Consider the following 24,384-nt stretch of genomic DNA (forward strand, 5'->3'; position numbering starts at 1 on the left):
CTGGGGGTGCGTTCGAGGTAACACACGACCCGCTGAAAACGAAAAAACCCGCATCCCACCAGTTGTGGCTGGCAGAGTGCGGGTTCCGATGGTGCGGTCAGTGCTCTGAATCAGCTGACCTTGCCATGACACTGCTTGTACTTCTTGCCGGACCCGCAGGGGCAGGGTTCGTTTCGACCCACCTTGCGCTCCTGTCGAACGAAGGTTTCCGGAGTCGACTGCCGGGCTTCGTCAGCCTCACCCTCACCCTGGCTCTGGGCCGTGGCGCTGGTTTCGTCGTGGCGCAGACGGGCCTTTGCGAGCTCTTCTTCCAGCTCCTGTTTGCGACGGCGCTCGACTTCTTCCATCTCCTCACGGCTCTGGACACGCACGTGGCAAAGTACCCGGGTAACATCCCGCTTCATGGTATCAAGCATGGTTTCAAACAGGTTGAACGCCTCGCGCTTGTACTCCTGCTTGGGGTTCTTCTGGGCATAACCCCGCAGATGGATACCACGGCGCAGATGGTCCATGTTGGAAAGATGCTCTTTCCAGAGGGTATCGAGCACCTGCAGGAACACCTGCTTCTCGAACTTGCGCATGGCCTCGGAACCGGCAATCTCTTCCTTGGCCTGGTAGGCAGCCACGATCTCGTCGAGAATCTTCTGGCGCAGGTTTTCTTCGTACAGCTTGTTGTCTTCTTCCAGCCACTTCTGAACCGGCAGATCAATCGCCATCTCCGACTGGAGCTGTGCTTCCAGCCCGGCGACGTCCCATTGTTCCGGCATACTCTGGGGCGGAATGTATTCACTGATCAGCGAGTCGACAACGTCTTCCCGAATGGTCGTCACCATGTCCGAAATGTCGTCGGAAGACATGACTTCGTTGCGCTGGTCGTAGATAACCGTGCGCTGGTCGTTGGCCACGTCATCGTATTCCAGCAGGGTCTTACGCATGTCGAAGTTGCGACCTTCCACCTTGCGCTGGGATTTCTCGATCGCGTTGGTCACCATCCGGTGCTCGATGGCCTCCCCCTTCTTCATGCCCATGGCCTGCATCAGGCTCTTCACCCGGTCTGGGGCAAAGATGCGCATGAGGTTGTCTTCCAGAGACAGGAAGAACCTTGAGGAGCCAGGATCACCCTGACGCCCGGCACGACCGCGAAGCTGGTTGTCAATTCGACGGGATTCGTGACGCTCGGTACCAATGATGTGCAGACCGCCGGCCTCCAGCACCTGATTGTGACGCTCGGTCCACTCGGCCTTGGCCCGGGCAATCTCCTCTTCTGAGGGATTGTCCATGGCGGCAACTTCGTGTTCCCAGTTACCGCCCAGCACGATATCGGTACCACGGCCGGCCATGTTGGTGGCGATGGTGACCGCCCCGGGGCGGCCCGCCTGGGCAATGATATGGGCTTCGGATTCGTGCTGCTTGGCGTTCAGGATCTTGTGTTCGATCCGCGCCTTCTTGAGCAGCATGGAGAGCAGTTCGGAGGCCTCGATGGAGGCGGTACCGACGAGAATCGGACGTCCTTCGGCAGTGACATCCTTGATCTCGTCAATAATGGCGTGGAATTTCTCTTCCTGGGTCAGGTAGACCAGGTCGTTGTAATCGGTCCGCTGGATCGGTTTGTTGGGAGGAATGACCACCACATCGAGGCCGTAGATCTGGCGAAACTCGAAGGCTTCGGTATCTGCCGTACCGGTCATGCCGGCCAGTTTGTCGTACAGCCGGAAATAATTCTGGAAGGTGGTCGATGCCAGCGTCTGGCTTTCGGCCTGAATCTTGACGCCCTCTTTGGCCTCAACGGCCTGGTGCAGACCTTCACTCCAGCGACGACCCGGCATGGTACGACCGGTATGCTCGTCGACGATGACCACCTGGCCGCCCTGGACGATATAATCCACGTCTTTCTGGAACAGGTGGTGGGCCCGCAATGCCGAGTGCACATGGTGCAACAGGCTGAGGTTGGCGGCGGAATAGAGGCTTTCACCTTCCTTCAGAAGGCCACGCTCAAGCAGCAGCTCTTCAACCTTCTCGTGACCGCTCTCTGTCAGCTCGACCTGGCGGGATTTCTCATCGATGGTGAAGTCACCGGTCGGCTCTCCTTCCTCAGGCACTTCGCCCTTTTCGAGGTTGGGGATCAGTTCATTGATGGCCTGGTACAGCTTTGAACTGTCCTCGGCTGCCCCGGAGATAATCAGCGGCGTTCTGGCTTCGTCGATCAGGATGGAGTCCACCTCGTCCACGATCGCATAGTTCAGCCCGCGCTGGACCTTGTCTTCGGTACTGAACGCCATGTTGTCGCGCAGGTAGTCGAAGCCGAATTCGTTGTTGGTACCGTAGGTAATATCGGCCTGGTAGGCTGCCCGCTTTTCCTCCGCTGGCTGGCCCGAGGCCACGACACCCACCTGCATGCCCAGGAACCGATAGAGCTTGCCCATCCAGTCGGCATCACGACGGGCCAGGTAATCGTTCACGGTAACCACGTGGACACCCTTGCCGGACAACGCGTTGAGGTACACGGAAGCGGTAGCAACCAGCGTCTTGCCCTCACCGGTCTTCATTTCCGCGATCCGGCCTTCGTGCAGGGTGATACCACCGATCAGCTGGACGTCGTAATGACGCATGCCCATAACCCGGCGGCCCGCTTCACGCACGGTTGCGAAGGCTTCCGCAAGAAGCGCATCCAGGGATTCGCCTTCGTCGATCCGACGACGAAACTCCGCGGTCTTACCCTGCAACTCGGAGTCGGACAGATTGCCATATTGCTCTTCAAGCTCGTTAATGCGCATGACCGTCTTGCGCATTCTCTTGATTTCTCTGGCGTTTTTACTGCCGAACATCTTGGTTGCAAGCTTTGTGAACATAGACCACTGCTTCTTTGATTAAACGGAGGAAGCCGGCATTCTAACCTTATTTTGTAACAGGACAAAAGGTAGGCCTCACACAGGCGCAATAAGTCGCTGATGAGGCACCGGATTCACGGATAAAAACTGGCCGGAGGCCGACTGGCGGGAAAGTACTGACAACGGCTTGCGGGCCGGAACCGAATTAGCGGCTCGCCCGCTTGATGTAGGTTTCCGGGTTTTCAGACTTGCCATTCCGGATGACTTCAAAGTGCACGTGAGGCCCGGTGGAACGCCCTGTGCTGCCCATCAGCGCGACTACCTGGCCTTTCTGGACAACATCGCCCACCTTCACCTTGATAGTCTTGCAGTGGGCATAGCGGGTTATCAGACCATCACCATGGTCGACTTCCACGAGGTTACCGTAGCCATAGCGCTCTCCGGCATAGGTAACGACACCGCCGGCGACCGAAATAATGTCACTGCCATCCTTGCCGGCCAGATCAACACCGGCATGCCAGGTCCGCTTGCCGGTAAACGGATCGGACCGGTAACCGTACTTCGAAGACAGCCAGCCCCAGGTGATCGGACGGCCTTCCAGGTACAGCTCATCTTCGAGCCGCTTGCTGGAGGCCAGCTGGTCGAGCAACCGCAGTTGCTGCTCGCGGTCTTCGATTCGCCATTCCATTTCCTCAATCATCCGGGTCAGCTCAGGTGCGGAGAAGGAATCCCCGGACAAGGCATCTTCTGGCCCGCCGACTGCAGCCGGCTGATCGAAGTTGAATTCGTCACTGGCTACCAGGCCGGATTCAACAAACCGCTGGCCCAGCGCATCCAGCCGCAGGAGACGGCCCTGAATCTCGCCGAGACGAAGAGTCAGCGCATCCACCTGTTGCTGGACGTTCTCCTCGATACTGGCCAGTTCTGCCTTCTGGTCTGCCAGCTTCTGCTTCCACTCGGCGACCAGCTCGGAGTTGGTGGGCTCTCTGGCCTCTACTTGCTGCACAGCCATTTGATACCCTGCCCAGCCGGCCGCGACCAGCAGGGAGAGCACGAGGAACAGCAAGCCGGCAGCAAGCGTGCTGTTGATCGACAGCGCACGGGACTTTCCGTGGCGTTTGCCAACGAGAATAATGTTCATATCATCATCTGGTTTCATCGTTGAGCCGCAACCGCATCCTGTAGTGTTGCGCCCCGGAAAAATCCGAAGGGGGTCTGCCATCCTTTGGCAACAGCTACATACTGAAAAAATTGCAGCGCCCGGTAGACATACTCATTTATCACAATGTAAAACGAGTGTAATACAGGCACTACGCATAAACCGTGCCGAAGTGTAACCAATCGTAAACGCAGCCGTCGAGTAAAAACGCCGCCATGAAACGCAAAAGCGAGCAAAAAATGACCTTCGACAAGCTTGGCAGAACCCCGGTACTGAAGGATCTTGTGGCAAAGGCCGAGCTCCATCGACAGGCGGAAGGAGAAGTCCTGGCCGCCCTGCCGAGTGAGCTGGTCAACGGGACACGCTTTGTCAGCTGCAAGGACGGAGAGCTGGTCCTGACCACGGAAACCGCGGGTAAAGCCAGTCAGATCCGGTTCCGCCAGCACGAAATCATGGAAAAGCTGCGAGAGAACGAACTGTTCCGGTTCGTCTGGAAACTGAAGGTCAAGGTTGCACCGCCCAGATTTCGGGAAAAACCGGTGTTCAAAAAAGAACCCTTGAGCAAAGAAAATGCCCGGCTCCTCAAAGAGGAGGCCGGGCACACGAAGGATAAAGCATTACGCGAGGTTCTCGAAAAACTCGCTAGCCACGTCCGGGATTAAAGCGTCCTGCTTCAGCCCGCCGCCAGCACAGGCTTCATGTAGGAAATCGGGGCAGTGGCCTCGTCATCAAAGGTAACCACTTCCCAGGCATCCTCTTCTGCCCTGAGCTTGCGCAACAGTTTATTGTTCAGATCGTGGCCGGATTTGATCCCCCGGAACTCACCAATCAGGCTGTTGCCCAACTGATAGAGATCGCCGATGGCATCAAGCAGCTTGTGCTTCACAAATTCGTCGTCATAGCGCAGACCGTCTTCGTTGAGGATCTTGTAGTCATCAACAACGATGGCGTTGTCCACACTGCCGCCGAGAGCAAGGTTCATGGCACGCAATTTTTCGATGTCACGCATGAACCCGAAAGTCCGAGCGCGACTCACTTCCTTGACAAAGGAGGTGCTGGAAAAATCGACGGTTGCTGTCTGGGCGCGGCCCTTGAACACGGGGTGATCAAAGTCGATACCGAAGCTCACCTTGAAGCCTTCGAAAGGCAGCAGGGTGGCCTTCTTGTCGCCTTCCTCAACCGTTACCTCACGCTTGATGCGGATGAAACGCTTGGCTGCATCCTGCTCGGCAATGCCGGCGGACTGCAGAAGGAACACAAAAGGACCGGCAGAGCCGTCCATGATGGGCACTTCCGCGGCACTTAGTTCGACGAAACAGTTATCAATCCCGAGACCAGCCATGGCCGAGAGCAAATGCTCCACAGTCGCCACACGGACACCGTTTTTTACCAGCGTCGTGGACAGCATGGTCTCACCTACATTCTCCGCGCAGGCACGAATCTCAACCATCGGGTCAAGATCGGTACGGCGGAAGATGATACCGGAGTCCACCGGGGCAGGCTTGAGGGTCAGGTAGACCTTCTCACCCGAGTGCAAGCCAACACCGGTGGCACGGATGGTGTTTTTAAGTGTCCGTTGTCTGATCATCGGTACATAATTCCGTCACAAAAAGGCGATATTCTAGGCAAAAATCTGCCCGGAGAATATCAGAAAATAAGACTGAATACCATTTAACCAATCCGTTGTTGCTGAATGTTCATCCAGCATCCAACCCATGGCAATCAGTGCACGTATTTACCGGATACCGGGTTCCATGTTTCGCACAAGAACCACAACCGGATCACAATTGCACCAGATTATCAGTCAGCCTGCCGACGGAGGAATGCGGGAATATCGAGATAGTCGACACCCTGCTCCTCGCTATCCTTGCTCTGGTCGATAGCCACGTTTCCATGGGAAACGGCCCGGCGACGCAGAACAGCGGGACGATCCAGCTGGTTGTAATCGGTTTTTCCATCCAGAGTGCGGGTATTGTCCACCACCTTGGTCGGCTTCTCACGATCACCACCTAGGCCGGTCGCAACAACCGTTACCTTCAGTTCGTCGGTCATTTCCGGATCAATAACGGTACCGACAACAACGGTGGCAGAGTCAGAAGCAAACTCACGCACAATGTCGCCAACCTCGGAGAATTCGCCCAGGTTGAGATCCATGCCCGCGGTAATGTTGACCAGAATACCCTTGGCACCCTGCAGGTTGATGTCTTCGAGCAGCGGGCTACGAACGGCCGCTTCGGCGGCTTCCCGCGCACGATTTTCACCCGTGGCACGGGCGGTGCCCATCATCGCCATACCCATCTCGGACATGACCGTCTTCACGTCGGCGAAGTCGACGTTGATCATACCGTTGCGGGTAATCAGATCAGCGATACCCTGAACTGCGCCCAGAAGCACATCGTTAGCTGCGGCAAATGCGTCCAGCAGGCTGGTTTTCTTGCCCATGACCGCCAGCAGCTTTTCATTGGGAATGGTAATCAGGGAATCAACGCTTTCTTCCAGCTCTTTCAGACCGGATTCAGCAACGCTCATGCGCTTGCCGCCTTCGAACATGAAAGGCTTGGTGACCACGGCAACGGTCAGGATGCCCAGTTCGCGGGCTACTTCCGCTACGATCGGCGCGGCACCGGTACCGGTACCACCGCCCATGCCCGCGGTAATGAAGACCATATCCGCGCCCTTGATGGCTTCGGCGATACGATCGCGGTCTTCCAGGGCAGACTGGCGACCGACTTCCGGATTGGCGCCGGCACCCAGCCCCTTGGTGATGTTGCCACCGAGCTGGATGATCTGACGCGCGTCCATATCGGTCAGCGCCTGGGCGTCCGTGTTGGCGCAGATGAATTCCACACCTTCGATGTCGCTGTTAAGCATATGGCGAACGGCGTTGCCGCCACCACCGCCTACACCGACGACTTTAATGACAGCGTTTTGCTGGACATTATCGACGAGTTCAAACATTTCCCCTACTCCTTCGTGCTGTTTTCAGCCCTTGTTCCGGGCTGTTTGTTCGAGATTGTGTTTTCGAGATACCTTCGTGTACTACCCGCCCGGCCCCGTCAGAAATGACCGGTGAACCAGGCTTTCATGCGCTCAAACAGCGAGGGTGCATCTTCACCCTTGAGCACCGGTGCCCGCCCCAGATCCATCTGGCGGAAACCATGAATCAACAACCCAACGCCAGTGGCGTAGATCGGATTGTTGACTACCTCCGTCATGCCGGAAACCGCCTGCGGACAGGCCAGCCTTACCGGCATGTGGAAGATCTCTTCGGCCAGCTCCACCACGCCTTCCATGGTGGAGGAACCGCCGGTTATCACGATGCCTGCCGGAATGAGGTCTTCAAATCCGGACCGGCGCAACTCTGACTGAACCAGGGTGAACAGCTCCTCGTAGCGCGGTTCCACCACCTCGGCCAGGGCCTGCCTGGACAGATCGCGCGGCGCGCGATCGCCAACACTGGGCACCTTGATGGTTTCATCCGCACCGGCCAGCTGGGTCAGTGCACAGGCATACTTGATCTTGATTTCTTCAGCATTCTGGGTCGGTGTGCGCAGCGCCATGGCAATGTCGTTGGTCACCTGGTCGCCGGCGATCGGAATCACCGCCGTGTGCCGGATAGCACCGCCGGTAAACACCGCAATATCCGTGGTGCCACCACCGATATCCACCACGCAGACACCCAGCTCTTTCTCATCCTCGGTGAGAATGGCGTGGCTGGATGCCAGCTGCTCCAGGATGATGTCATCCACCTCAAGCCCGCAGCGCTTCACGCATTTCTCTATGTTCTGGGCAGCATTGACCGCACAGGTCACCAGATGAACCTTTGCTTCCAGGCGCACACCGGACATGCCCATGGGTTCCTTGATGCCTTCCTGGCTGTCGATCACGAACTCCTGGGGCAGAATATGGAGAATCTTCTGGTCTGCAGGAATCGCAACCGCCTGGGCGGCGTCAATGACCCGGTCTATGTCGGCCTGGGTGACCTCACGGTCACGGATTGCAACAATACCGTGGGAATTCAGGCTCTTGATGTGGCTGCCGGCAATACCCGCATACACCGAGTGAATGCGGCACCCGGCCATCAATTCCGCCTCTTCCACCGCGCGCTGAATTGCCTGGACGGTGGTTTCAATATTCACCACCACTCCACGCTTGAGGCCCCGGGAAGGATGGGAACCAATGCCCACCACTTCGATGGTGCCGTCCATCTTGCGCTTGCCGACAATCGCAACCACCTTCGAGGTTCCGATATCGAGGCCGACAATCATGTTTTCCGTTTCAACCGATGACATGTGTTCCACCAAACCGTAGGTCTGAATTAACCGTTGCTATGATTTTGGGCTGGAGGCTGTCTCGACAGCCTTCCACTTGACCGCCACACCGTTGGTGTAGCGGGCATCTACCCGACTGACTTCTTCCGACCTTGCTGCCAGTCGGTTTTCATAAACCGTGATAAACCGATCAAACCGTTGCGCCACCTGATCGCGGCCAAGCACCACCTCGATGCCGTTGGCCAGCTGCAGGGTCCACGCACCCCGGTGTTCCAGCGTCAGGCCTGAAAATCCAAGCCCTCGGGCGACCAGCTTGTCGCTCATGTCCCGCGCCATATCGATCACATCCCGCACCCTTTCATCCGGCCCTGCGAGTCGCGGCAACCGCCCCGCAACTTCGGGATTCGCCGGCGCGAACAGCTCACCGGTGCGGCTTACGAGACGTCCATCGGTCCAGTAAGCCAGGGGCTTCTTCTCCCTGATATCGATCACCAGGCGATCCGGCCATACCCGACGCACCGCCGCGGACTCAACCCAGGGCCGACGCTCCAGGCTGTCTTTGATTTCCGAAAGATCCGTGGCGAAATAGCTTTTGCCGATCCAGTCGCCAGCGGCGCGCTCAATGGCGACCCGGCTATCGCCCACAAATTCTCCTTTCACATCGACGGCAAGGATCTGCTGATCCATAGCACCCAACACCTTGCCAGTGCCCCAAGGCACCAGTGCAGCCAACAGCACAATCACCGCGCCCATGCCCACCTGGAGCCAGGGTACAGCTGCCAGCACACCCTTCAACACGCCAAACCGGTCCCGCTCGGGACCGAGGGACGTTGCCCCCCGGCGTCGCGGGGGCTCGGACGGAGTCGCCCGGCTCCGGATCAGCAGTGTTTCAAGCATTGGCGTCCTCCAGACTGTCTTTCAGTATCCGGACCACCAGCTCTTCGAAGCTGATGCCTGCGGCCTTCGCAGCCATGGGCACAAGACTGTGGTCGGTCATACCGGGCACGGTATTGACCTCCAGCAGCCAGAACTTGCCGTCGCTGTCCTGCATGATGTCGACCCGGCCCCAGGTCCGACAGCCAACAACCCGGAAGGCCTCCAGTGCCAGGTGCTGAAGACGGACTTCGTCTTGAGGCGCCAGACCACAGGGAATGCGATACCGGGTATCGTCTGCCAGGTACTTGGCCTCGTAATCGTAAAAAACGTGCTCGGTGCTTGCGCTCAGGCCAATGGCCGGAAGCGCCCGATCCTGCAACAGACTGACGGTGAACTCCGGCCCTTCGATCCACTCCTCCACCAGCACCAGATTGTCCAGCGCGGCGGCGGCTTCGTAGGCGTCAGCCAGTTCGGCCGCCGTGTGTACCTTGCGGATGCCGATGCTGGAGCCTTCCCGGGAAGGTTTCACACTCAAGGGCGCCCGCAGTTCACCAATGATCTGTTCGGCCTGATCTGCTCCGGACATGGTGCGGAACTTCGGCGTTGGCAGGCCACAGCCTTCGAACACGTACTTGGTTCTCAGCTTGTCCATGGCCAGTGCCGAGGCCAGCACATCGCTGCCGGTGTAGGGAATACCGGCCTGCGAAAGGATGGCCTGCAAGGTACCGTCCTCGCCTCCACGACCATGCAGCGCGATGAACACCCGGTCAAAATCAGGGTTGTCGACGGTTCTCAGCAGGCAGCCGCGGACGTCCACGGCAAACGCATCCACGCCGGCTGACACCAGCGCCGCCAGTACCGCCTTGCCGCTTTTCAGGGACACTTCCCTTTCAGCGGAATCTCCACCCATGAACACGGCCACCCGACCGAGCGACCGAACGAGCTCCGGTTCGGCCTGATAAGCCTGTGGTTCCCCATGATGCATGTCACTCACCAGCTATCACTCCCGCGGCTGCCAGCCGCGCTGCCACGCCGCCAATATCGCCGGCGCCCTGGGTTATCAGCAGATCACCGTCCTGCAGCACATTGGCCAGCAGGGACTCGATTTCCAGGTTGTCCTCAACAAATACCGGTTCCACCTGCCCCCGCTGGCGAATACTGCGGCACAGGGCCCGACCATCGGCCCCCGGAATCGCCGGTTCGCCGGCGGAATACACGTCCATTAAAAGCAGGCCATCCACTTCCGAAAGCACCCGGACAAAGTCTTCATAAAGGTCGCGGGTCCGCGTAAAGCGGTGCGGCTGGTAAAGCATGACCAGACGCCGATCGGGCCAGGCATCATGTGCAGCCCGGATAACAGCCTCTACCTCCGTCGGGTGGTGACCGTAATCGTCCACCAGGGTGACCGTGCCCTTGGGGGTCTGGTAATCGCCGTAGACCTGGAACCGGCGACCGACACCGGCAAATCCGGCCAGCCCGCGGCAGATTGCATCATCGGCGACGCCTTCGTCTGTGGCCACGGCTATGGCCGCCAGCGCGTTCAGCACGTTATGACGGCCCGGCATTTTCAGCTCGACCGCGAGGTCGCTGCGCCCGGCCGGACGCTTCACCACAAAGTGGGTCCGCAAACCGTCGGAATTGATGCTCTCGGCCCGGTAATCCGCCTCCGGGTTGTCAATTCCGTAGGTGATGATGGCGCGGGATATCCGGGGGATGATCTCCTGAACGTAACCGTCATCGACGCACATCACCGCAACACCGTAAAACGGCAGGTTGTGCAGAAAGTCCACAAAGGTCTGCTTCAGCTTCTCGACATCGCCGCCATAGGTATCCATATGGTCCGCTTCGATGTTGGTTACCACTGAAATCACCGGCGTCAGATGCAGGAAGGACGCATCACTCTCGTCTGCCTCCGCCACCAGATAGCGGGAACCGCCCAACTGAGCGTTGGTGCCGGCGCTGTTCAGCTTGCCGCCAATCACGAAAGTCGGGTCCAGGCCCGCCTCACCCAGAATGGATGCGATCAGGCTGGTGGTTGTGGTCTTGCCATGGGTTCCAGCGACGGCGATGCCGTGGCGATAGCGCATGATTTCCGCGAGCATTTCTGCCCTGGGCACGATCGGCACCCGACGACTGCGGGCCGCCACGACTTCCGGGTTTTCCGCAGACACCGCTGAAGACACCACAACCACATCGGCACTGGCGCTGTTCTCTTCCCGGTGACCGATCTGCACTTCTACGCCCATACCCTTGAGACGATCGGTAACCGCCCCTTCTTTCAGATCCGATCCGGAAACGTCGTAGCCCTGATTCTTGAGAACCTCGGCGATGCCGCTCATCCCCGCACCACCAATCCCCACAAAGTGGATGTGACGGATCCGGCGCATTTCAGGCACCTGATAGACCAGGGGCGGATTATTTGCATCAGCCATTGGCGGCCTCCAGACAGTAATTCACGACTCTCTCCGTTGCATCAGGGCGGGCCAATGTTCGGGCGGCCTTCGCCATTTCGTTTACCCGGTCACGATTCCGGGCCAGATCACCCAGGGTTTCCGCAAGCACCGCCGGGGTCATTTTTGCCTGTGGAATCAGAATGGCTGCCTTCGCCGACACCATTTGTTGCCCGTTTTTCGTCTGGTGATCATCCACGGCGTGGGGAAAAGGCACCAGGACAGCGCCGATACCCGCGGCGCACAATTCCGAAACGGTCAACGCGCCTGCCCGGCACAGCACCAGGTCGGCCCACTGATAGGCCTCGGCCATGTCCTTGATGAACGGCTCAACGGCCGCCTCCACGCCATGCTCCTCATAGGCCTGCTTCGCCGCCTCGGCATGGCGCTCACCACACTGGTGGCGGACCACGGGCCGGTCACCTTCCGGCAACATCGCCAGCGCCTCGGGGAGCTGCTCATTAAAGACCTGCGCGCCGAGACTGCCGCCGATCACCAGCAATCTGAGAGCACCTTCACGGTCCGCCAGGCGCCTTTCCGGAACAGGCAAGGCCGCGAGGTCTTCCCGCACCGGATTGCCGGTACAGCGGGTAACCACTTTCGGCCCGAAGCTACCCGGAAAAGCCTCCAGCACGGTTTCTGCAAACCTGACCAGGATGCGGTTGGTCATTCCGGCGATGGCGTTCTGTTCATGAATCACCAGCGGCGTACGGTTCAGCCAGGCGGCAACACCACCGGGCCCGGTAACAAATCCGCCCATGCCTACAACGCAATCCGGGCGAACCCGGCGCAGGATGGTGAAGGCTTCACCCAGCGCCCGCATCAGCCGGAACGGCGCCAGCAAGAGAGCGAGCTTACCCTTGCCCCGCAAACCGGAAATATGAATCAGTGACAGCGGGATATCGGTTTCGCCGATCAGCCTCTGTTCCATTCCGCCACTGGCTCCGAGCCAGTACACCTGGTGGCCACGAGCCTCAAGCGCCCGAGCCGTTGCCAGGGCCGGGAACACGTGCCCGCCGGTACCGCCGGCCATCATCAGGAAGCGACGCTGTTCAGTCATACACCGCACCTCCCCGCGTCTTCGGACCGGTCTTCTCTCGGGCCAGCTTTTCCTGATCCAGGCGCTCCATTTCCACACGGGCAAGAACGCCAATGCAGATACAGGTAATCATCAGACTGGATCCACCGTAGCTCACCAGCGGCAGAGTCAGCCCCTTGGTGGGCAGAAGCCCGGTGCTAACCGCCATGTTGATGCCTGCCTGCAGGCCAATCAGCAGGGTCAGCCCATAGGCAAAACAGGCGCCGAACGGCATGTCCGCCTTCTCGGCCCGGCGGGCAATGACGAATCCGGTCACCACCAGCAGGGTGAACAGACTGAGTACCAGCAAGGATCCCAGGAGACCGAATTCCTCAGCGATAATGGCGAAGATAAAGTCGGTGTGGGCCTCCGGCAGATAGAACAGCTTCTGGATGGAGTTACCCAGGCCGACACCACCCCAGTCTCCGCGACCGAAGGCAATCAGGGACTGGGTCAACTGGTAACCGCTGTCGAACTGGTCTTTCCAGGGATCGAGATAGCTGACAACCCGTTTCAGACGGTAAGGCTGGGTAACGATCAGAATGGCACCCAGGACCACCAGCGTGCCGATCAGGGGCACGAACCGGCTCAGCCGGACACCGCTCAGGAAAATCATCCCCGCCGCTGCCGTCACCAACACCACAGTGGCACCGAAGTCCGGCTGAATAACCAGCAGAACCGATGCCAAACCGAGGACGACCAACGGCTTCAGGAAACCAAGCCAGGTATTGAGCAGTTCATCCCGGCGACGGACCACGTAGCCGGCCAGGTAGGCAATCAGGCAGAGTTTCGCCACTTCCGAGACCTGGACGTTGAACAGGCCGAACGGAATCCAGCGGGTGGAGCCGTTCACGGTACGGCCCAGGGGCGTCAACACCAGAACCAGGACCAACAGACCGATGCCCAGCAGCAGCCAGCCGCTGCGCTCCCACCAGGCCACTGGCACATTCACCGCTACCAGGGCCAGCAGGCAACCAAGACCGGCAAACATCAGCTGACGGATCACATAGTGGTAGCTGTTACCCATGGTTTCGGCAGCCATATCCATGGACGCCGAGGAAATCATGACCACGCCCATCACCAGCAATGCCACGGAGCTGATCACCAACATCGGCAGGGGTTGTATCTCGCCCAGCCACGGGTTCCGGTTCTGGAGTGGAAGATCTGCGTGCATCACAGGGCCTCCACCAGAGAACGGAACTGGTCACCGCGATCAAGATAGTCGCGGAACATGTCAAAGCTGGCGCAAGCCGGCGAGAGCAACACCCGGTCTCCGGGCATGGCCAGTTCGGCGGAGCGGGAAACCGCCTCGGCAAGGCTACCTACCCGGTGCACGGGAATACCGCTGCCCAGCACATCGGCGATGGCCGGCGCATCACGTCCGATCAGCAGCACGACCCGGCAATGCAGGGCAATGGGCGCTTCCAGGGCGGTAAAATCAGCCCCTTTGCCATCACCACCGGCAATCAGCACCACTTTGCCTTTGTCCGGGGCGAGGCTTTCAATAGCGGCTACCGTGGCGCCGACATTGGTTCCCTTGGAATCGTTGATGAAGTCCACATCGTTCAGCCGGCGCACGAATTCACAGCGATGCGGCAGCCCCGGAAATTCCCGCGCTACCCTGAGCATCACATCCATGGGCAGCCCGGCGGCATGGCCCAGTGCCAGAGCAGCCATCACGTTGCTGATGTTGTGATGCCCCATCAGCTTCAACTCGCTGGCCAGCAAGAGGTTATCGAACCCGAAGGTAATCCAGGTGCCCTGGTCATCGTCCCGTATGCTGAACGTCTCGGGATTCACCCGATGGAAGCCGAAACACAGGAACCTCAGGTTGTCCCTTGCCATGGGGGTGCTCAGGGCATCGTCCAGATTGACAATGGCGTTCTTGCAACCCCGGAATATCCGCTGCTTGGCCTGGAAATACGCCATCTTGTTGGGGTAACGGTCCATGTGGTCGTCACTGAGGTTGAGCACCGTTGCCGCAAGGGCGTTCAGCTCGTCCGTGGTCTCAAGCTGGAAACTCGAAAGCTCGAGCACATACAGGTCTGCGCCCTGGCCAAGAAGATCAAGGGCCGGGGTACCGATATTGCCGCCAACGGCGACGTTCCGGCCCGCCGCTCTGGCCATCTCACCCACCAGTGTGGTGACGGTGGTTTTGCCATTGGAGCCAGTGATCGCGACGATCGGCGCATCGGCAGCCTCGGCGAACAGATCAATGTCACCCCGGATTCTTGCTCCCTGGCGGGCGGCAGCTGCAATGGCTGGTTCGGCAATGCTGATTCCCGGGCTGACCACCAGTTCGTTGAAACCGGCAAACAGCTCTGCGTCAAAGGTCCCGAGGTGTACCGGAATATCCGGCCAACCGGCCTTCAGCTGATCAAGACCCGGAGGAGCCGTGCGGCTATCGGCCACAGCAACGTCCCGCCCCTGTTCGGACAGGTAGCGCACGCAGGAAAGCCCGGTTTTACCGAGCCCTACGACCAGTGTGCGACGATCCGAAACAATGACACTCATAGTTGCAGCGCTTTCCTATCTCAGTTTCAGACTGGCAATGCCAATCAGGACCAGAACGACCGTGATAACCCAGAACCGGACAATCACTCGTGGCTCCGGCCAGCCTTTCAGTTCAAAGTGGTGATGCAGCGGCGCCATGCGGAATATCCGCCGCCCGGTCAGACGGAAGGACGCTACCTGCAGGATCACCGACACGGTTTCCATCACGAACACACCGCCCATGATGAACAGCACTATTTCCTGGCGAACAATCACCGCGACCACACCCAGGGCGGCACCTAGGGCCAAGGCGCCCACATCCCCCATGAAGACCTGGGCCGGGTAGGTGTTGAACCAGAGGAAACCAAGCCCGGCGCCAACGAGTGCGCCGCAGAATACGATAAGCTCCCCGGTGCCCGGGAGATGCGGGATCAACAGGTAATTGGCGAACTGGGCGTGCCCGGACAGGTAAGCGAAGATACCAAGCGCTCCGGCGACCATCACCGTCGGCATGATTGCCAGGCCATCAAGGCCGTCCGTCAGGTTGACGGCATTGCTGCTGCCAACGATCACGAAATAGGTGAGCAGAATGAACAGCACCGGGCCAAGGGTGAGGGATACCTGCTTTACAAAGGGCACATACAGGGACGTCTCCTGGGGCAAGGCGGAACTGAAGAACAACACAACGGCCGCCGTAGCGCCGATAACCGACTGCCAGAAATACTTCCAGCGGGCCGGCAGGCCCCGCGGGTTACGTTCCACCACTTTGCGATAGTCATCAACCCAGCCGATTGCGCCGAACAGGAGCGTCACCAGCAGGGTGACCCAGACGTAGCGGTTACCAAGATCCGCCCAGAGCAGCGTACTGATGCCAATGGCCACCAGGATCAATGCGCCACCCATAGTCGGGGTACCAGCTTTGCTGAGATGGGTTTGCGGACCGTCATCTCTCACCGCCTGACCAATCTGGTACTGGCTCAGCTTGCGGATCATCACGGGGCCGATGATCAGCGAAATCAGCAGCGCGGTGAGTGTGCCCAGAATTCCACGCAGGGTCAGGTACTGAAACACCGTCAGTGCGGAGAAATACTGTGATAGGACCTCTGTCAGCCAGAGCAGCATGAGTTATTCACCTTTTCTTTAATTCCCTCCACCACACGCTCCATGGCGGAACTGCGAGAACCCTTGACCAGCACTGTCAATGGTGTGTTTTTATCCCCAATCGCCGATTCAACGGCCTGCTCATGGCTCAGCCCGAGTTCCGTGGACTCGCCAAACCCGTCGGCATAACCTTCACAACCCGGCCCCACGGTAATCAGTCGATCGATACCATGCTCCCGGGCGCACACTCCAACTTCCCTGTGCAACGCATTTGCCTTGGCGCCAAGCTCTGCCATGGCACCGAGTACAGCAATCTTCTGACCTGCACGGCCGGCCAGCACCCCGAGCGCAGCTTTCATGGACGACGGGTTGGCGTTGTAACTGTCGTCAATCAGCGTCATTTCCGGCGACAACTCCAAGACCTGAAGCCGCCCTTTCACCGGCGCAACACTGGCCAGCCCTGCAACAATCGCCTGATCACTGGCACCCAACTCACGGGTGGCCGCGATGGCAAGCAGCATGTTGGTGATGTTGTGATCGCCCTCCAGGCCCAGCGTGACCCGGCATAGCCAGCCGTCCGGGCCGCTCACCTGAAAGGTTCTGGTTCCGGCGTCCTGGCCCTCAATGACTGCGTGATAATCCGCCTCGGCGCCGAGACGGCTGACACCTGCGACGCGGCGGGCCCCGGCTCGGGTGCGCCACTGCGCGAAGGCCGGATCGTCACCGTTGAGCACCATCAGCCCGTCTGACGCGACGCCGTCAATGATTTCGCCCTTGGCCAGGACAATGTTCTCGTAGCTGCCAAACCCTTCCAGATGGGCCTCGCCAGCATTGGTGAGAATGGCAACGCGGGGCTTTGCCAGGGCGACGGTATGGGCAATTTCACCCAGCCCACTGGCACCCAGTTCAATCACGCCGTACTGGTGTTCCGGAGAAAGGCCGAACAGCGTAAGCGGAACGCCGATGTGATTGTTCAGGTTGCCTTTCGTTGACAGCGTCTTGCCCATCTGCGACAGAATGGCGGCGCACATTTCCTTGACGGTGGTCTTGCCGCTGCTGCCAGTGATCGCGAGGATGGCCGCTGTGCTTTCTTCACGGTTGGCGGCCGCTAGCCGGGCAAGGGCCTCCAGTGTGTCATTCACTACCAACTGAGGCAGAGCCAGGTTGGTATCAGACGTATCGACCACCAGGCCAACTGCGCCTTTATCCATGGCCTGTTGCAGGAAACGGTGGCCATCGAAATTTTCGCCGCGCAGGGCCACAAACAGCTGGCCAGGCTCGAGGGTGCGGGTATCAGTGGAAACCCCGGCGAAGCTCACCGACGCAAGGTCGCCCGAAGCGCACTGGGCGCCCAGCCAACCCTTGGCTTCCGCCAGCGAAAAGGCGCGCATCATGCCACACCCCCATTGAGTTTCAAGACGTGGCGAACCTGCTCCGCATCACTGAACGGGTATTTCTGGCCGGCGATTTCCTGATAAGCCTCGTGGCCTTTCCCTGCGATCAGAACTACGTCGTTTGGCGTGGCCGAGCGGATCGTCGACTGAATGGCCTCGGCCCGGTCATGGATAACAGAGACCCGGGCAGCGTCCGTGAAACCGGCGAGGATGTGCCGCGCAATTGTTTCGGGGTCCTCACTGCGGGGATTGTCATCAGTAACGACCACCCGATCTGCAAGCCTCTCGGCTTCCCGGGCCATTTCCGGACGTTTACCGGCATCACGGTCACCGCCGCAACCAAACACGCACACCAGTTCACCGGTAACGTGCGGACGCAGTGCTGTCAGAGCATTGGCGAGGGCATCCGGGGTGTGGGCGTAATCGACCACCACCCTGACACCATTAGCACCCACAAACCGCTCCAGCCTGCCCGGTGGCGGTGTGAGCCGACCCACAGCCTGCTGCACGCGCTCGATCGGCACGCCAAGCGTCAGAACCGTTGCCATAGCCGCCAACACATTGCTCGCGTTGAAACTTCCCATCAGCGGAACCGAGACAACAAACCGGCTCCACTCGCCATCGACCTCAGCTTCAAAGCCTTCGTCGGTTGGTCGGAATTCCCGTAACCAGAGCTCGGTCTGGGCCTCGTGCAGGCTGTAGCGCACGCGATCACATTTGCCGTCCAGCTGTTCGAAGAGCTGTCGACCAAATGGATCGTCAAAGTTGATTACCGAAAAATGCAGCTCTTCACGCTGGAAAAGCTGCGCCTTGGCGGCACCATAGGCTTCCATGGAACCGTGATAATCCAGATGATCCCGGGTCAGATTCGTGAATACAGCGCCGGTCATCGAGAGGTTATCCACGCGGCCCTGATCAAGGGCATGGGAGGACACCTCCATCACGGCTGCCCGACCTTCCTGTTTCACGATCCGGGACAGCACCCGGTTAACCTGAACCGCATCCGGTGTCGTATGCGTCGCAGGCTGCAGGGCGCCGGGCATGCCATAGCCCAGGGTGCCGAGGATGCCGCAGGGCGTTCCCGTTTCCTTGAGCAGCTGTGCGACATACTGGCAGACCGACGTCTTGCCATTGGTTCCGGTCACGCCAATCAGGCGAAGTCGTTGCGACGGATGCTCGAAAAAGCGATCAGCGATTCGCCCCACCAGACTGCGTAGGCCAGCGACAGGTACGATCAAGGCACCGTGGTGTTCGGTGCACTCTCCCGCCTGCTGCGCTTCCAGGAGGATGACCGTTGCGCCCGCTGCAATGGCCTTATCGACATAGAAGTCAGCCGGCGTTCGGGCGCCCGAGAGGGCGATAAAGGCATCGCCGGAGGCGACTTCCCGACTGTCGGTTTTCAGTCCGTGGATGGTCACGTCGAACACCGACGGAACCGCTACGATACCCTGCAATAACGTGCTGAGAGATGTGATGCACATAGGCCTACCCTCGCTCTCCGGATGCAGAAGCAGCCATTTCGGCCCCTCCCACTTCCAGTTCAGGCTTCACATTCAACAGTCGCAGTGCGTCACTCATTACCCGTGAGAATACTGGCGCGGCCACTTCACCACCGTAGTATTCTCCGGACTGCGGCGCATCAACGGCCACAACCGTAACCAGCCTGGGGTTATCAATAGGCGCCATACCGGCAAAAATCGCCTTGTACTGGCTATCCTCGTAACCCTGGGCCCCAACAAGATGAACAGTCCCGGTCTTGCCGCCAGCCGAGTAGAATCCAGGCTGGGCCCGCTTACCGGTACCCCTTGAAACGGCCTCGCGCAGCATATTGCGAACCTGGAGGGTTACCTGCTCCGAGAGCACTCGCTGCCCCTCCGGCTTCTTGTCCTGCCGGACCAGGCTCAGGGGATAGCGCACGCCACCATTGGCGATCACCATATAGGCCTGGGCCAATTGAAGAGCGTTCACGCTCATACCGTATCCGTAAGACAGTGTCGCCTCTTCCACGGGGCGCCACTTGGGTGGCGATGGCAATACGCCCACGGCTTCGCCGGGAAAACCGATCCCCGTTGGCTGGCCAAGCCCCAGACGGGCGTAAAGATCACGAATCACATCGCCGCCAAGGTCGGTAGCAATCCGGCTGATTCCGACGTTGCTGGACTTGACGATGATCTCGGTCATATCCATGACGCCATAGTTGCGATGATCCCGGATGGTGAAACGACCGAAACGGCGAAAACCCGGGTTGGTATCAATGGTGCTGTTAACCGCGTAGCTGCCGGATTCCAGAGCCGCCGCCATGGTGATCGGTTTCATGGTTGAGCCTGGCTCGAACAGGTCGGTGATAGCCTTGTTTCGAAGATTTTCCGCTGCGAGCTGACTGCGGTCATTGGGGTTATAGGACCCCTGGTTGACCATCGCCAGGACCTCACCGGTATCCACGTCGAGCATGACCAGCGTCCCCCCTCTGGCATTATGAGCCGTCACCACAGCCTTGAGTTCCCGATAGGCCAGGTACTGGAGGCGCAGGTCGATGCTGAGGGCGAGGTTCTGGCCGGGGCTGGCATCGCGAATCAGGGTCAGATCCTTGATAACCCGGCCACGGTTGTCTTTCAGGACCCGCTTCCGGCCGGTTTCACCGGACAGCCACTGGTTGTAGGCGAGTTCGATCCCTTCCTGCCCGCGCTCGTCGATGTCGGTGAAGCCCACAACGTGAGCAGTCACTTCGCCGGCGGGGTAATAGCGACGGTACTCCTGACGGGTGTATATCCCGTCAATCTCCAGTTCGAGAACCTTTCTGGCCAGATCCGGCTGAACCTTGCGGCGCAGATAGATGAATTCCCGCCCGGAGTATTCTTCGAGACGCTGCCGGAGAGAGGCTTCATTGATATCGAGCAGCCGCGCAAGATTGGTGAGTCGCGCCTCGGAGGGATTGGCTTCAGAAGGATTCGCCCAGATGGTCTGCACTGGCGTGCTGACGGCCAGAGGCTCGTCATAACGATCGGTGACAACACCACGATGAGCATCAATACTCTCAACCCGGATCGTACGGACATCACCCTGCTTGCGCAGGAAATCATTATCTACGACATGGAGATCGACCAGGCGCCAGCCAAGCACACCCACCACCAGGAGAAAGACGCCCACGACGGAGCCAAAGCGCCAGGCTGCCAGCCCGGACGCCAAACGCTGCCCCCATGTTGTCTTCTTTCCCTGATCGGACACGTCGATCACCCTGAATCGTTGTTGTTCTCGTTGATTACCGGCTGTTAACCGGCGACATCAGTGGCACCAGCACAATATCCTGACGTCCCGGCACCACCATGCCGAAACGCTCAGCCGCCAGCTTTTCGACCCGGCCATGAGCGCTTAACGCACTCTGCTCGAGCAGAAGCTGGCTCCATTCGCTCTGATAACGGTCGCGCTCGGACTGAAGTTGCGACAGCGTGTTGAAAAGCTCCCGGTTCTCGTGGGCACTGACCACCACGCCAATAGAGGAAGCCAGCAACACGGCGACCAGACCAAGCGAGACAAGCACCTTGCCCTGCTTCGTGGCAGCGAAAACCTGCCTTGAGATACGGACCGCGGTTGCAACACCGTCCCGGACCTTCTGCTTGTTGAGCTTCGCCGTTTTTACCGGCTCTTCAATGGCAACAGCGCCCATGGTTACGCGCTCCCCTGCGAGTTTTTCCTGATATCGGTGCGTTCGAGCACCCGCATGACTGCGCTGCGGGCACGTACGTTGTCACTTACTTCTTCGGCGCCGGCCTTGCTGGCTTTGCCAACGAGCCGGAAATCCGAGGCTTCCTGTTCCGCGGTTACGGGCACCCCTTTGGGCAGCTGTGGCCCGCGCGCCAGATCCCTCATGAACCGCTTGACCAACCGGTCTTCCAGCGAATGAAAACTGATGACCACCAGACGCCCTCCAGGAGCGAGGTGGTCAACAGCAGACTGAAGACCCACTTCGAGATCTTCCAGCTCCCGGTTGATAAAAATCCGGATTGCCTGGAAGGTCCGGGTCGCCGGATGCTTGTGCTTTTCCTTTTTCGGGACCGCCTCGCTGACCAACTCTGCCAACTGGCGAGTGGTTTCGACGGGCGCTTCCTGCCGACGCTCGACCAGTAGCCGGGCAATGCGCCGCGAGAATTTCTCTTCGCCGTAACGGAAAATCACGTTTGCGATATCCGACTCGTCCGCTGTTGCAAGCCATTCGGCGGCGCTGGGCGATTGTTCGGTATTCATTCGCATGTCCAGTGGACCATCACGCATGAAACTGAATCCACGGGAGGCATCATCAAGCTGCGGCGATGACACGCCGAGATCCAGCAACACACCATTCACTGTCTGCCAACCCTGACCGACCACCGCAGCGCCCAGCTCCGCAAACGAACCGTGGAAACTGTGGAACCGGTTATCCTGGGCTTCCAATTCCTTCGCCGCGCGTATCGCCTCGGGATCCTTGTCGATACCCAGCAACCGCGCCGACGGGCCGAGACGACCGAGAATCAGGCGGCTGTGACCACCCCGTCCAAAGGTGCCATCCACGTAATAACCGTCGGGGTCGTTAACCAGATAGTCGACCGCCGAATCCAGGAGCACCGAGCGATGCGAGTACGCTGCCCCGGCCTCCTGGTTGCGATCGGTGGTCATAAGGACAGCGCCTCCATCTCGGGCGGCATGTCTTCGTCATCAGAGGATTCATCCAGCCAGGCAAACCAGCGCTCTTCACTCCAGAGCTCTAGCTTCTTGCCTTGCCCGATCAACATCAGCTTTTTCTCCAGATGGGCATAGCTTCTAAGAGTTGGCGGAATCAGAATGCGCCCGGCCGAATCCAGCTCCATGGGCGCAGCATTACCCAGGATCAGGCGCTGCAACCGCCGGGCCGCCTTATTCATGTTGGGAAGAGCCTCGATTTTAGGCCGTAGAACTTCCCATTCGGGCTCCGGATAGACCAGCAGACACCGCTCCTCGTCAGCGTTTGCTGTCAATACAATGCGCCCACCACAGGCCTGCGCGAGCTCTTCGCGCACCTTGGAGGGGATCGCCAGGCGACCCTTCGCATCCATATTGATGGCATGACTGCCGAGAAAATTACTCATTTACGCTGTCTCTGGGTGCCCGATATCCACAAAAAACCACTAGAAACCACTTTTTCCCACTTCTGCACACTATAGAAACACGCAATACACAATGCAAGCGCCGCAAACAGCGCCACACTTGCAAAAGTTCCTTTTATGACAAGAGGTTACGGAGGCGGATTCGATGAAATGGTGAGATTACGGAAAAGAAAAGAAGTAAAATCAAATACCTGCAAAAAAGTCTGAAGACTGCAAGTGAGGTTTAAGATTTTTTGGCTATAAAGGACATCTGTTGAGAATGACGAATGTCACAGGAAGGGAAAAGAGCGAGCTCGCCGATAAGCCGGGTTCTGTCTTGGACAGTCATTCATCTAGGGTCTGCGTCACCACAGACCTCAAGCAACCTACCCGAATCCAGCGCGGGCCACGCCATTGGATTCCTATTTGGTCTTGCTCCAGGTGGGGTTTACCATCGCCGTGGACTGTTGCCAGCCACGCGGTGCGCTCTTACCGCACCGTTTCACCCTTACCGGCGCCCGAGGGCGCTTAGGCGGTATACTTTCTGTTGCACTTTCCGTCGGCTCGCGCCGCCCAGGCGTTACCTGGCACCTTGCCCTGTGGAGCCCGGACTTTCCTCCCCCGGAAAACCGGCGGCGACTGTCTGGCGAGCTCGGGCGAGACAATACTCCTGCGCTCAGAGCCTTGCAAGGGAAAACGCCACTGTCCTCAGCTGTCTTTCAGCGCCAGTGCGCGCTGGTACAGCTCATTCTTCGACAGACCGGTCAGCTCCGAGGCCATTTTGGCGACCTTCTTCACCGGAAGCTCTGCCAGCAAAACCCGAAGCACACGGTCCACATCCATGGTAGCCGCGTCATCATTACCAGGTTGCGCCATCGCACCTCGAACCATGACCACGAACTCCCCACGGGTTCCGTGGGGATCCTGCTCCAACTCTGCCAGAACCTCCGCAACCGAACCGGAATAGAAGGTTTCGAAGGTCTTGGTGATTTCCCGCCCCAGAACCATCTCACGATCCTCGCCCAGCACCTCGGCAATATCCCGTACCGACTCCAGAATCCTGTGCGGCGATTCATAGAACACCAGAGTGGCCGGCTCACTGGCCAGCGGCTCAAGACTGGCCCTGCGACCCGAGCGCTTGGCAGGCAGAAACCCCACGTACAGAAAGCGGTCCGTCGGCAGGCCGGCCGCGCTCAGAGCCACTACCAGTGCACAGGGCCCCGGAATCGGGCTCACCCGATACCCCGCAGCCCTGGCGTTTCGCACCAGCACGTATCCGGGATCGGAGATAAGCGGTGTACCGGCGTCGGAGATCAGCGCCACATCGCGCCCGGCCTTAAGCTCAGCTAGGATCCCGGCTGCGCGATCTTTTTCGTTATGATCATGCAATGCGATCATTCGCTTCTGAATGCCCAGATGGCTCAATAGCCGGCCACTGTGGCGCGTATCCTCTGCCGCGACCACATCCACGTGGGCGAGGGTCCGGGTTGCTCTTGGAGATAGATCATCAAGGTTGCCAATCGGGGTGGCAACAACATAAAGAGTGCCGCCCGGTTCATCCCTGCGGCTATCGGACGACGGGTAATCGCTGACCTCGTTTTTCAAAGCGTGTGCCTCTGTGATGGGGTATCCGGGAGC

Annotated in this window: 20 protein-coding genes and 1 other RNA gene; 1 reads left to right on the forward strand and 20 read right to left on the reverse strand. The window is 59.1% G+C overall.

The features are described 5' to 3' along the window. Nucleotides 1–110: 110 nt before the first annotated feature. Complete coding sequence (secA, locus tag BM035_RS03710) at nucleotides 111–2,849, reverse strand: preprotein translocase subunit SecA (protein ID WP_008176491.1); 2,739 nt, start codon at nucleotides 2,847–2,849, stop codon at nucleotides 111–113. Nucleotides 2,850–3,033: 184 nt separating this feature from the next. Beyond that, complete coding sequence (locus BM035_RS03715) at nucleotides 3,034–3,987, reverse strand: M23 family metallopeptidase (protein ID WP_092030357.1); 954 nt, start codon at nucleotides 3,985–3,987, stop codon at nucleotides 3,034–3,036. A gap of 215 nt (nucleotides 3,988–4,202) precedes the next feature. On the opposite strand from BM035_RS03715, the gene BM035_RS03720 reads away from it, so the two are divergent. Next, entirely contained in the window at nucleotides 4,203–4,649 is a 447-nt protein-coding gene (locus BM035_RS03720; protein ID WP_008176496.1) for a DUF721 domain-containing protein, read from the forward strand. Nucleotides 4,650–4,660: 11 nt separating this feature from the next. Here the strand turns inward: BM035_RS03720 and lpxC are convergent, their stop codons facing one another. From lpxC to rsmI, 18 genes are all read right to left on the reverse strand, one after another. Beyond that, the gene (gene lpxC, locus BM035_RS03725) at nucleotides 4,661–5,575 is read right to left on the reverse strand and encodes a UDP-3-O-acyl-N-acetylglucosamine deacetylase (RefSeq protein WP_008176497.1); all 915 of its coding nucleotides are present in this window, start codon (nucleotides 5,573–5,575) and stop codon (nucleotides 4,661–4,663) included. 212 nt (nucleotides 5,576–5,787) lie between these two features. After that, entirely contained in the window at nucleotides 5,788–6,945 is a 1,158-nt protein-coding gene (ftsZ, locus tag BM035_RS03730; protein WP_008176500.1) for a cell division protein FtsZ, read from the reverse strand. 98 nt (nucleotides 6,946–7,043) lie between these two features. Beyond that, nucleotides 7,044–8,279 carry a cell division protein FtsA gene (ftsA, locus tag BM035_RS03740; protein WP_008176504.1) on the reverse strand — a complete coding sequence of 412 codons (1,236 nt, stop codon included), beginning with the start codon at nucleotides 8,277–8,279 and terminating at the stop codon, nucleotides 7,044–7,046. 36 nt (nucleotides 8,280–8,315) lie between these two features. Beyond that, nucleotides 8,316–9,155 (reverse strand): cell division protein FtsQ/DivIB, encoded by an 840-nt coding sequence (locus BM035_RS03745; RefSeq protein WP_092030358.1) that lies wholly within the window; start codon nucleotides 9,153–9,155, stop codon nucleotides 8,316–8,318. Then, entirely contained in the window at nucleotides 9,148–10,119 is a 972-nt protein-coding gene (locus BM035_RS03750; RefSeq protein ID WP_175497334.1) for a D-alanine--D-alanine ligase, read from the reverse strand. The genes BM035_RS03745 and BM035_RS03750 overlap by 8 nt, the downstream gene beginning before the upstream one ends. A 1-nt stretch (nucleotide 10,120) precedes the next feature. Beyond that, a complete protein-coding gene (murC, locus tag BM035_RS03755) occupies nucleotides 10,121–11,566 on the reverse strand; it encodes a UDP-N-acetylmuramate--L-alanine ligase (RefSeq protein WP_053114559.1) in 1,446 nt (481 codons plus the stop codon). Then, nucleotides 11,559–12,644 (reverse strand): undecaprenyldiphospho-muramoylpentapeptide beta-N-acetylglucosaminyltransferase, encoded by a 1,086-nt coding sequence (gene murG / locus BM035_RS03760; protein ID WP_092030361.1) that lies wholly within the window; start codon nucleotides 12,642–12,644, stop codon nucleotides 11,559–11,561. The genes murC and murG overlap by 8 nt, the downstream gene beginning before the upstream one ends. Beyond that, nucleotides 12,637–13,836: a putative lipid II flippase FtsW gene (gene ftsW, locus BM035_RS03765; protein ID WP_053114557.1), complete on the reverse strand. Its 1,200-nt coding sequence runs from the start codon at nucleotides 13,834–13,836 to the stop codon at nucleotides 12,637–12,639. Before ftsW ends, murG begins: the two co-directional genes overlap by 8 nt. Next, nucleotides 13,836–15,176 (reverse strand): UDP-N-acetylmuramoyl-L-alanine--D-glutamate ligase, encoded by a 1,341-nt coding sequence (gene murD / locus BM035_RS03770; protein ID WP_092030363.1) that lies wholly within the window; start codon nucleotides 15,174–15,176, stop codon nucleotides 13,836–13,838. The genes ftsW and murD overlap by 1 nt, the downstream gene beginning before the upstream one ends. A 15-nt stretch (nucleotides 15,177–15,191) precedes the next feature. Further along, on the reverse strand, nucleotides 15,192–16,277 hold the full coding sequence (mraY, locus tag BM035_RS03775) for a phospho-N-acetylmuramoyl-pentapeptide-transferase (RefSeq protein WP_008176520.1): 1,086 nt from the start codon (nucleotides 16,275–16,277) through the stop codon (nucleotides 15,192–15,194). Beyond that, a complete protein-coding gene (locus BM035_RS03780) occupies nucleotides 16,262–17,650 on the reverse strand; it encodes a UDP-N-acetylmuramoyl-tripeptide--D-alanyl-D-alanine ligase (protein ID WP_092030364.1) in 1,389 nt (462 codons plus the stop codon). The genes mraY and BM035_RS03780 overlap by 16 nt, the downstream gene beginning before the upstream one ends. After that, entirely contained in the window at nucleotides 17,647–19,131 is a 1,485-nt protein-coding gene (locus BM035_RS03785; protein ID WP_092030365.1) for a UDP-N-acetylmuramoyl-L-alanyl-D-glutamate--2,6-diaminopimelate ligase, read from the reverse strand. The genes BM035_RS03780 and BM035_RS03785 overlap by 4 nt, the downstream gene beginning before the upstream one ends. A 4-nt stretch (nucleotides 19,132–19,135) precedes the next feature. Further along, on the reverse strand, nucleotides 19,136–20,875 hold the full coding sequence (locus tag BM035_RS03790) for a peptidoglycan D,D-transpeptidase FtsI family protein (RefSeq protein ID WP_092030366.1): 1,740 nt from the start codon (nucleotides 20,873–20,875) through the stop codon (nucleotides 19,136–19,138). 34 nt (nucleotides 20,876–20,909) lie between these two features. After that, complete coding sequence (gene ftsL, locus BM035_RS03795) at nucleotides 20,910–21,314, reverse strand: cell division protein FtsL (RefSeq protein ID WP_092030367.1); 405 nt, start codon at nucleotides 21,312–21,314, stop codon at nucleotides 20,910–20,912. 2 nt (nucleotides 21,315–21,316) lie between these two features. Continuing rightward, the gene (gene rsmH, locus BM035_RS03800) at nucleotides 21,317–22,300 is read right to left on the reverse strand and encodes a 16S rRNA (cytosine(1402)-N(4))-methyltransferase RsmH (RefSeq protein ID WP_014576097.1); all 984 of its coding nucleotides are present in this window, start codon (nucleotides 22,298–22,300) and stop codon (nucleotides 21,317–21,319) included. Continuing rightward, entirely contained in the window at nucleotides 22,297–22,749 is a 453-nt protein-coding gene (gene mraZ / locus BM035_RS03805) for a division/cell wall cluster transcriptional repressor MraZ (RefSeq protein WP_008176533.1), read from the reverse strand. The genes rsmH and mraZ overlap by 4 nt, the downstream gene beginning before the upstream one ends. A 302-nt stretch (nucleotides 22,750–23,051) precedes the next feature. After that, an RNA gene (rnpB, locus tag BM035_RS03810) (RNase P RNA component class A) lies at nucleotides 23,052–23,401 on the reverse strand. A gap of 53 nt (nucleotides 23,402–23,454) precedes the next feature. Further along, nucleotides 23,455–24,351 carry a 16S rRNA (cytidine(1402)-2'-O)-methyltransferase gene (gene rsmI, locus BM035_RS03815; RefSeq protein WP_092030368.1) on the reverse strand — a complete coding sequence of 299 codons (897 nt, stop codon included), beginning with the start codon at nucleotides 24,349–24,351 and terminating at the stop codon, nucleotides 23,455–23,457. Between the last annotated feature and the right edge of the window lie 33 nt (nucleotides 24,352–24,384).

Origin of the sequence: Marinobacter sp. DSM 26671 (assembly GCF_900112835.1) — a bacterium.
GTDB classification, from domain to species: Bacteria; Pseudomonadota; Gammaproteobacteria; order Pseudomonadales; family Oleiphilaceae; genus Marinobacter; species Marinobacter flavimaris.

Bases quoted from the DNA above. Each gene is read 5' to 3' on its own strand.
- secA (WP_008176491.1), bottom strand. From the start codon at position 2,849: ATGTTCACAAAGCTTGCAACCAAGATGTTCGGCAGTAAAAACGCCAGA.
- BM035_RS03715 (WP_092030357.1), bottom strand. From the start codon at position 3,987: ATGAAACCAGATGATGATATGAACATTATTCTCGTTGGCAAACGCCAC.
- BM035_RS03720 (WP_008176496.1), top strand. From the start codon at position 4,203: ATGAAACGCAAAAGCGAGCAAAAAATGACCTTCGACAAGCTTGGCAGA.
- lpxC (WP_008176497.1), bottom strand. From the start codon at position 5,575: ATGATCAGACAACGGACACTTAAAAACACCATCCGTGCCACCGGTGTT.
- ftsZ (WP_008176500.1), bottom strand. From the start codon at position 6,945: ATGTTTGAACTCGTCGATAATGTCCAGCAAAACGCTGTCATTAAAGTC.
- ftsA (WP_008176504.1), bottom strand. From the start codon at position 8,279: ATGTCATCGGTTGAAACGGAAAACATGATTGTCGGCCTCGATATCGGA.
- BM035_RS03745 (WP_092030358.1), bottom strand. From the start codon at position 9,155: ATGCTTGAAACACTGCTGATCCGGAGCCGGGCGACTCCGTCCGAGCCC.
- BM035_RS03750 (WP_175497334.1), bottom strand. From the start codon at position 10,119: ATGCATCATGGGGAACCACAGGCTTATCAGGCCGAACCGGAGCTCGTT.
- murC (WP_053114559.1), bottom strand. From the start codon at position 11,566: ATGGCTGATGCAAATAATCCGCCCCTGGTCTATCAGGTGCCTGAAATG.
- murG (WP_092030361.1), bottom strand. From the start codon at position 12,644: ATGACTGAACAGCGTCGCTTCCTGATGATGGCCGGCGGTACCGGCGGG.
- ftsW (WP_053114557.1), bottom strand. From the start codon at position 13,836: ATGCACGCAGATCTTCCACTCCAGAACCGGAACCCGTGGCTGGGCGAG.
- murD (WP_092030363.1), bottom strand. From the start codon at position 15,176: ATGAGTGTCATTGTTTCGGATCGTCGCACACTGGTCGTAGGGCTCGGT.
- mraY (WP_008176520.1), bottom strand. From the start codon at position 16,277: ATGCTGCTCTGGCTGACAGAGGTCCTATCACAGTATTTCTCCGCACTG.
- BM035_RS03780 (WP_092030364.1), bottom strand. From the start codon at position 17,650: ATGATGCGCGCCTTTTCGCTGGCGGAAGCCAAGGGTTGGCTGGGCGCC.
- BM035_RS03785 (WP_092030365.1), bottom strand. From the start codon at position 19,131: ATGTGCATCACATCTCTCAGCACGTTATTGCAGGGTATCGTAGCGGTT.
- ftsL (WP_092030367.1), bottom strand. From the start codon at position 21,314: ATGGGCGCTGTTGCCATTGAAGAGCCGGTAAAAACGGCGAAGCTCAAC.
- rsmH (WP_014576097.1), bottom strand. From the start codon at position 22,300: ATGACCACCGATCGCAACCAGGAGGCCGGGGCAGCGTACTCGCATCGC.
- mraZ (WP_008176533.1), bottom strand. From the start codon at position 22,749: ATGAGTAATTTTCTCGGCAGTCATGCCATCAATATGGATGCGAAGGGT.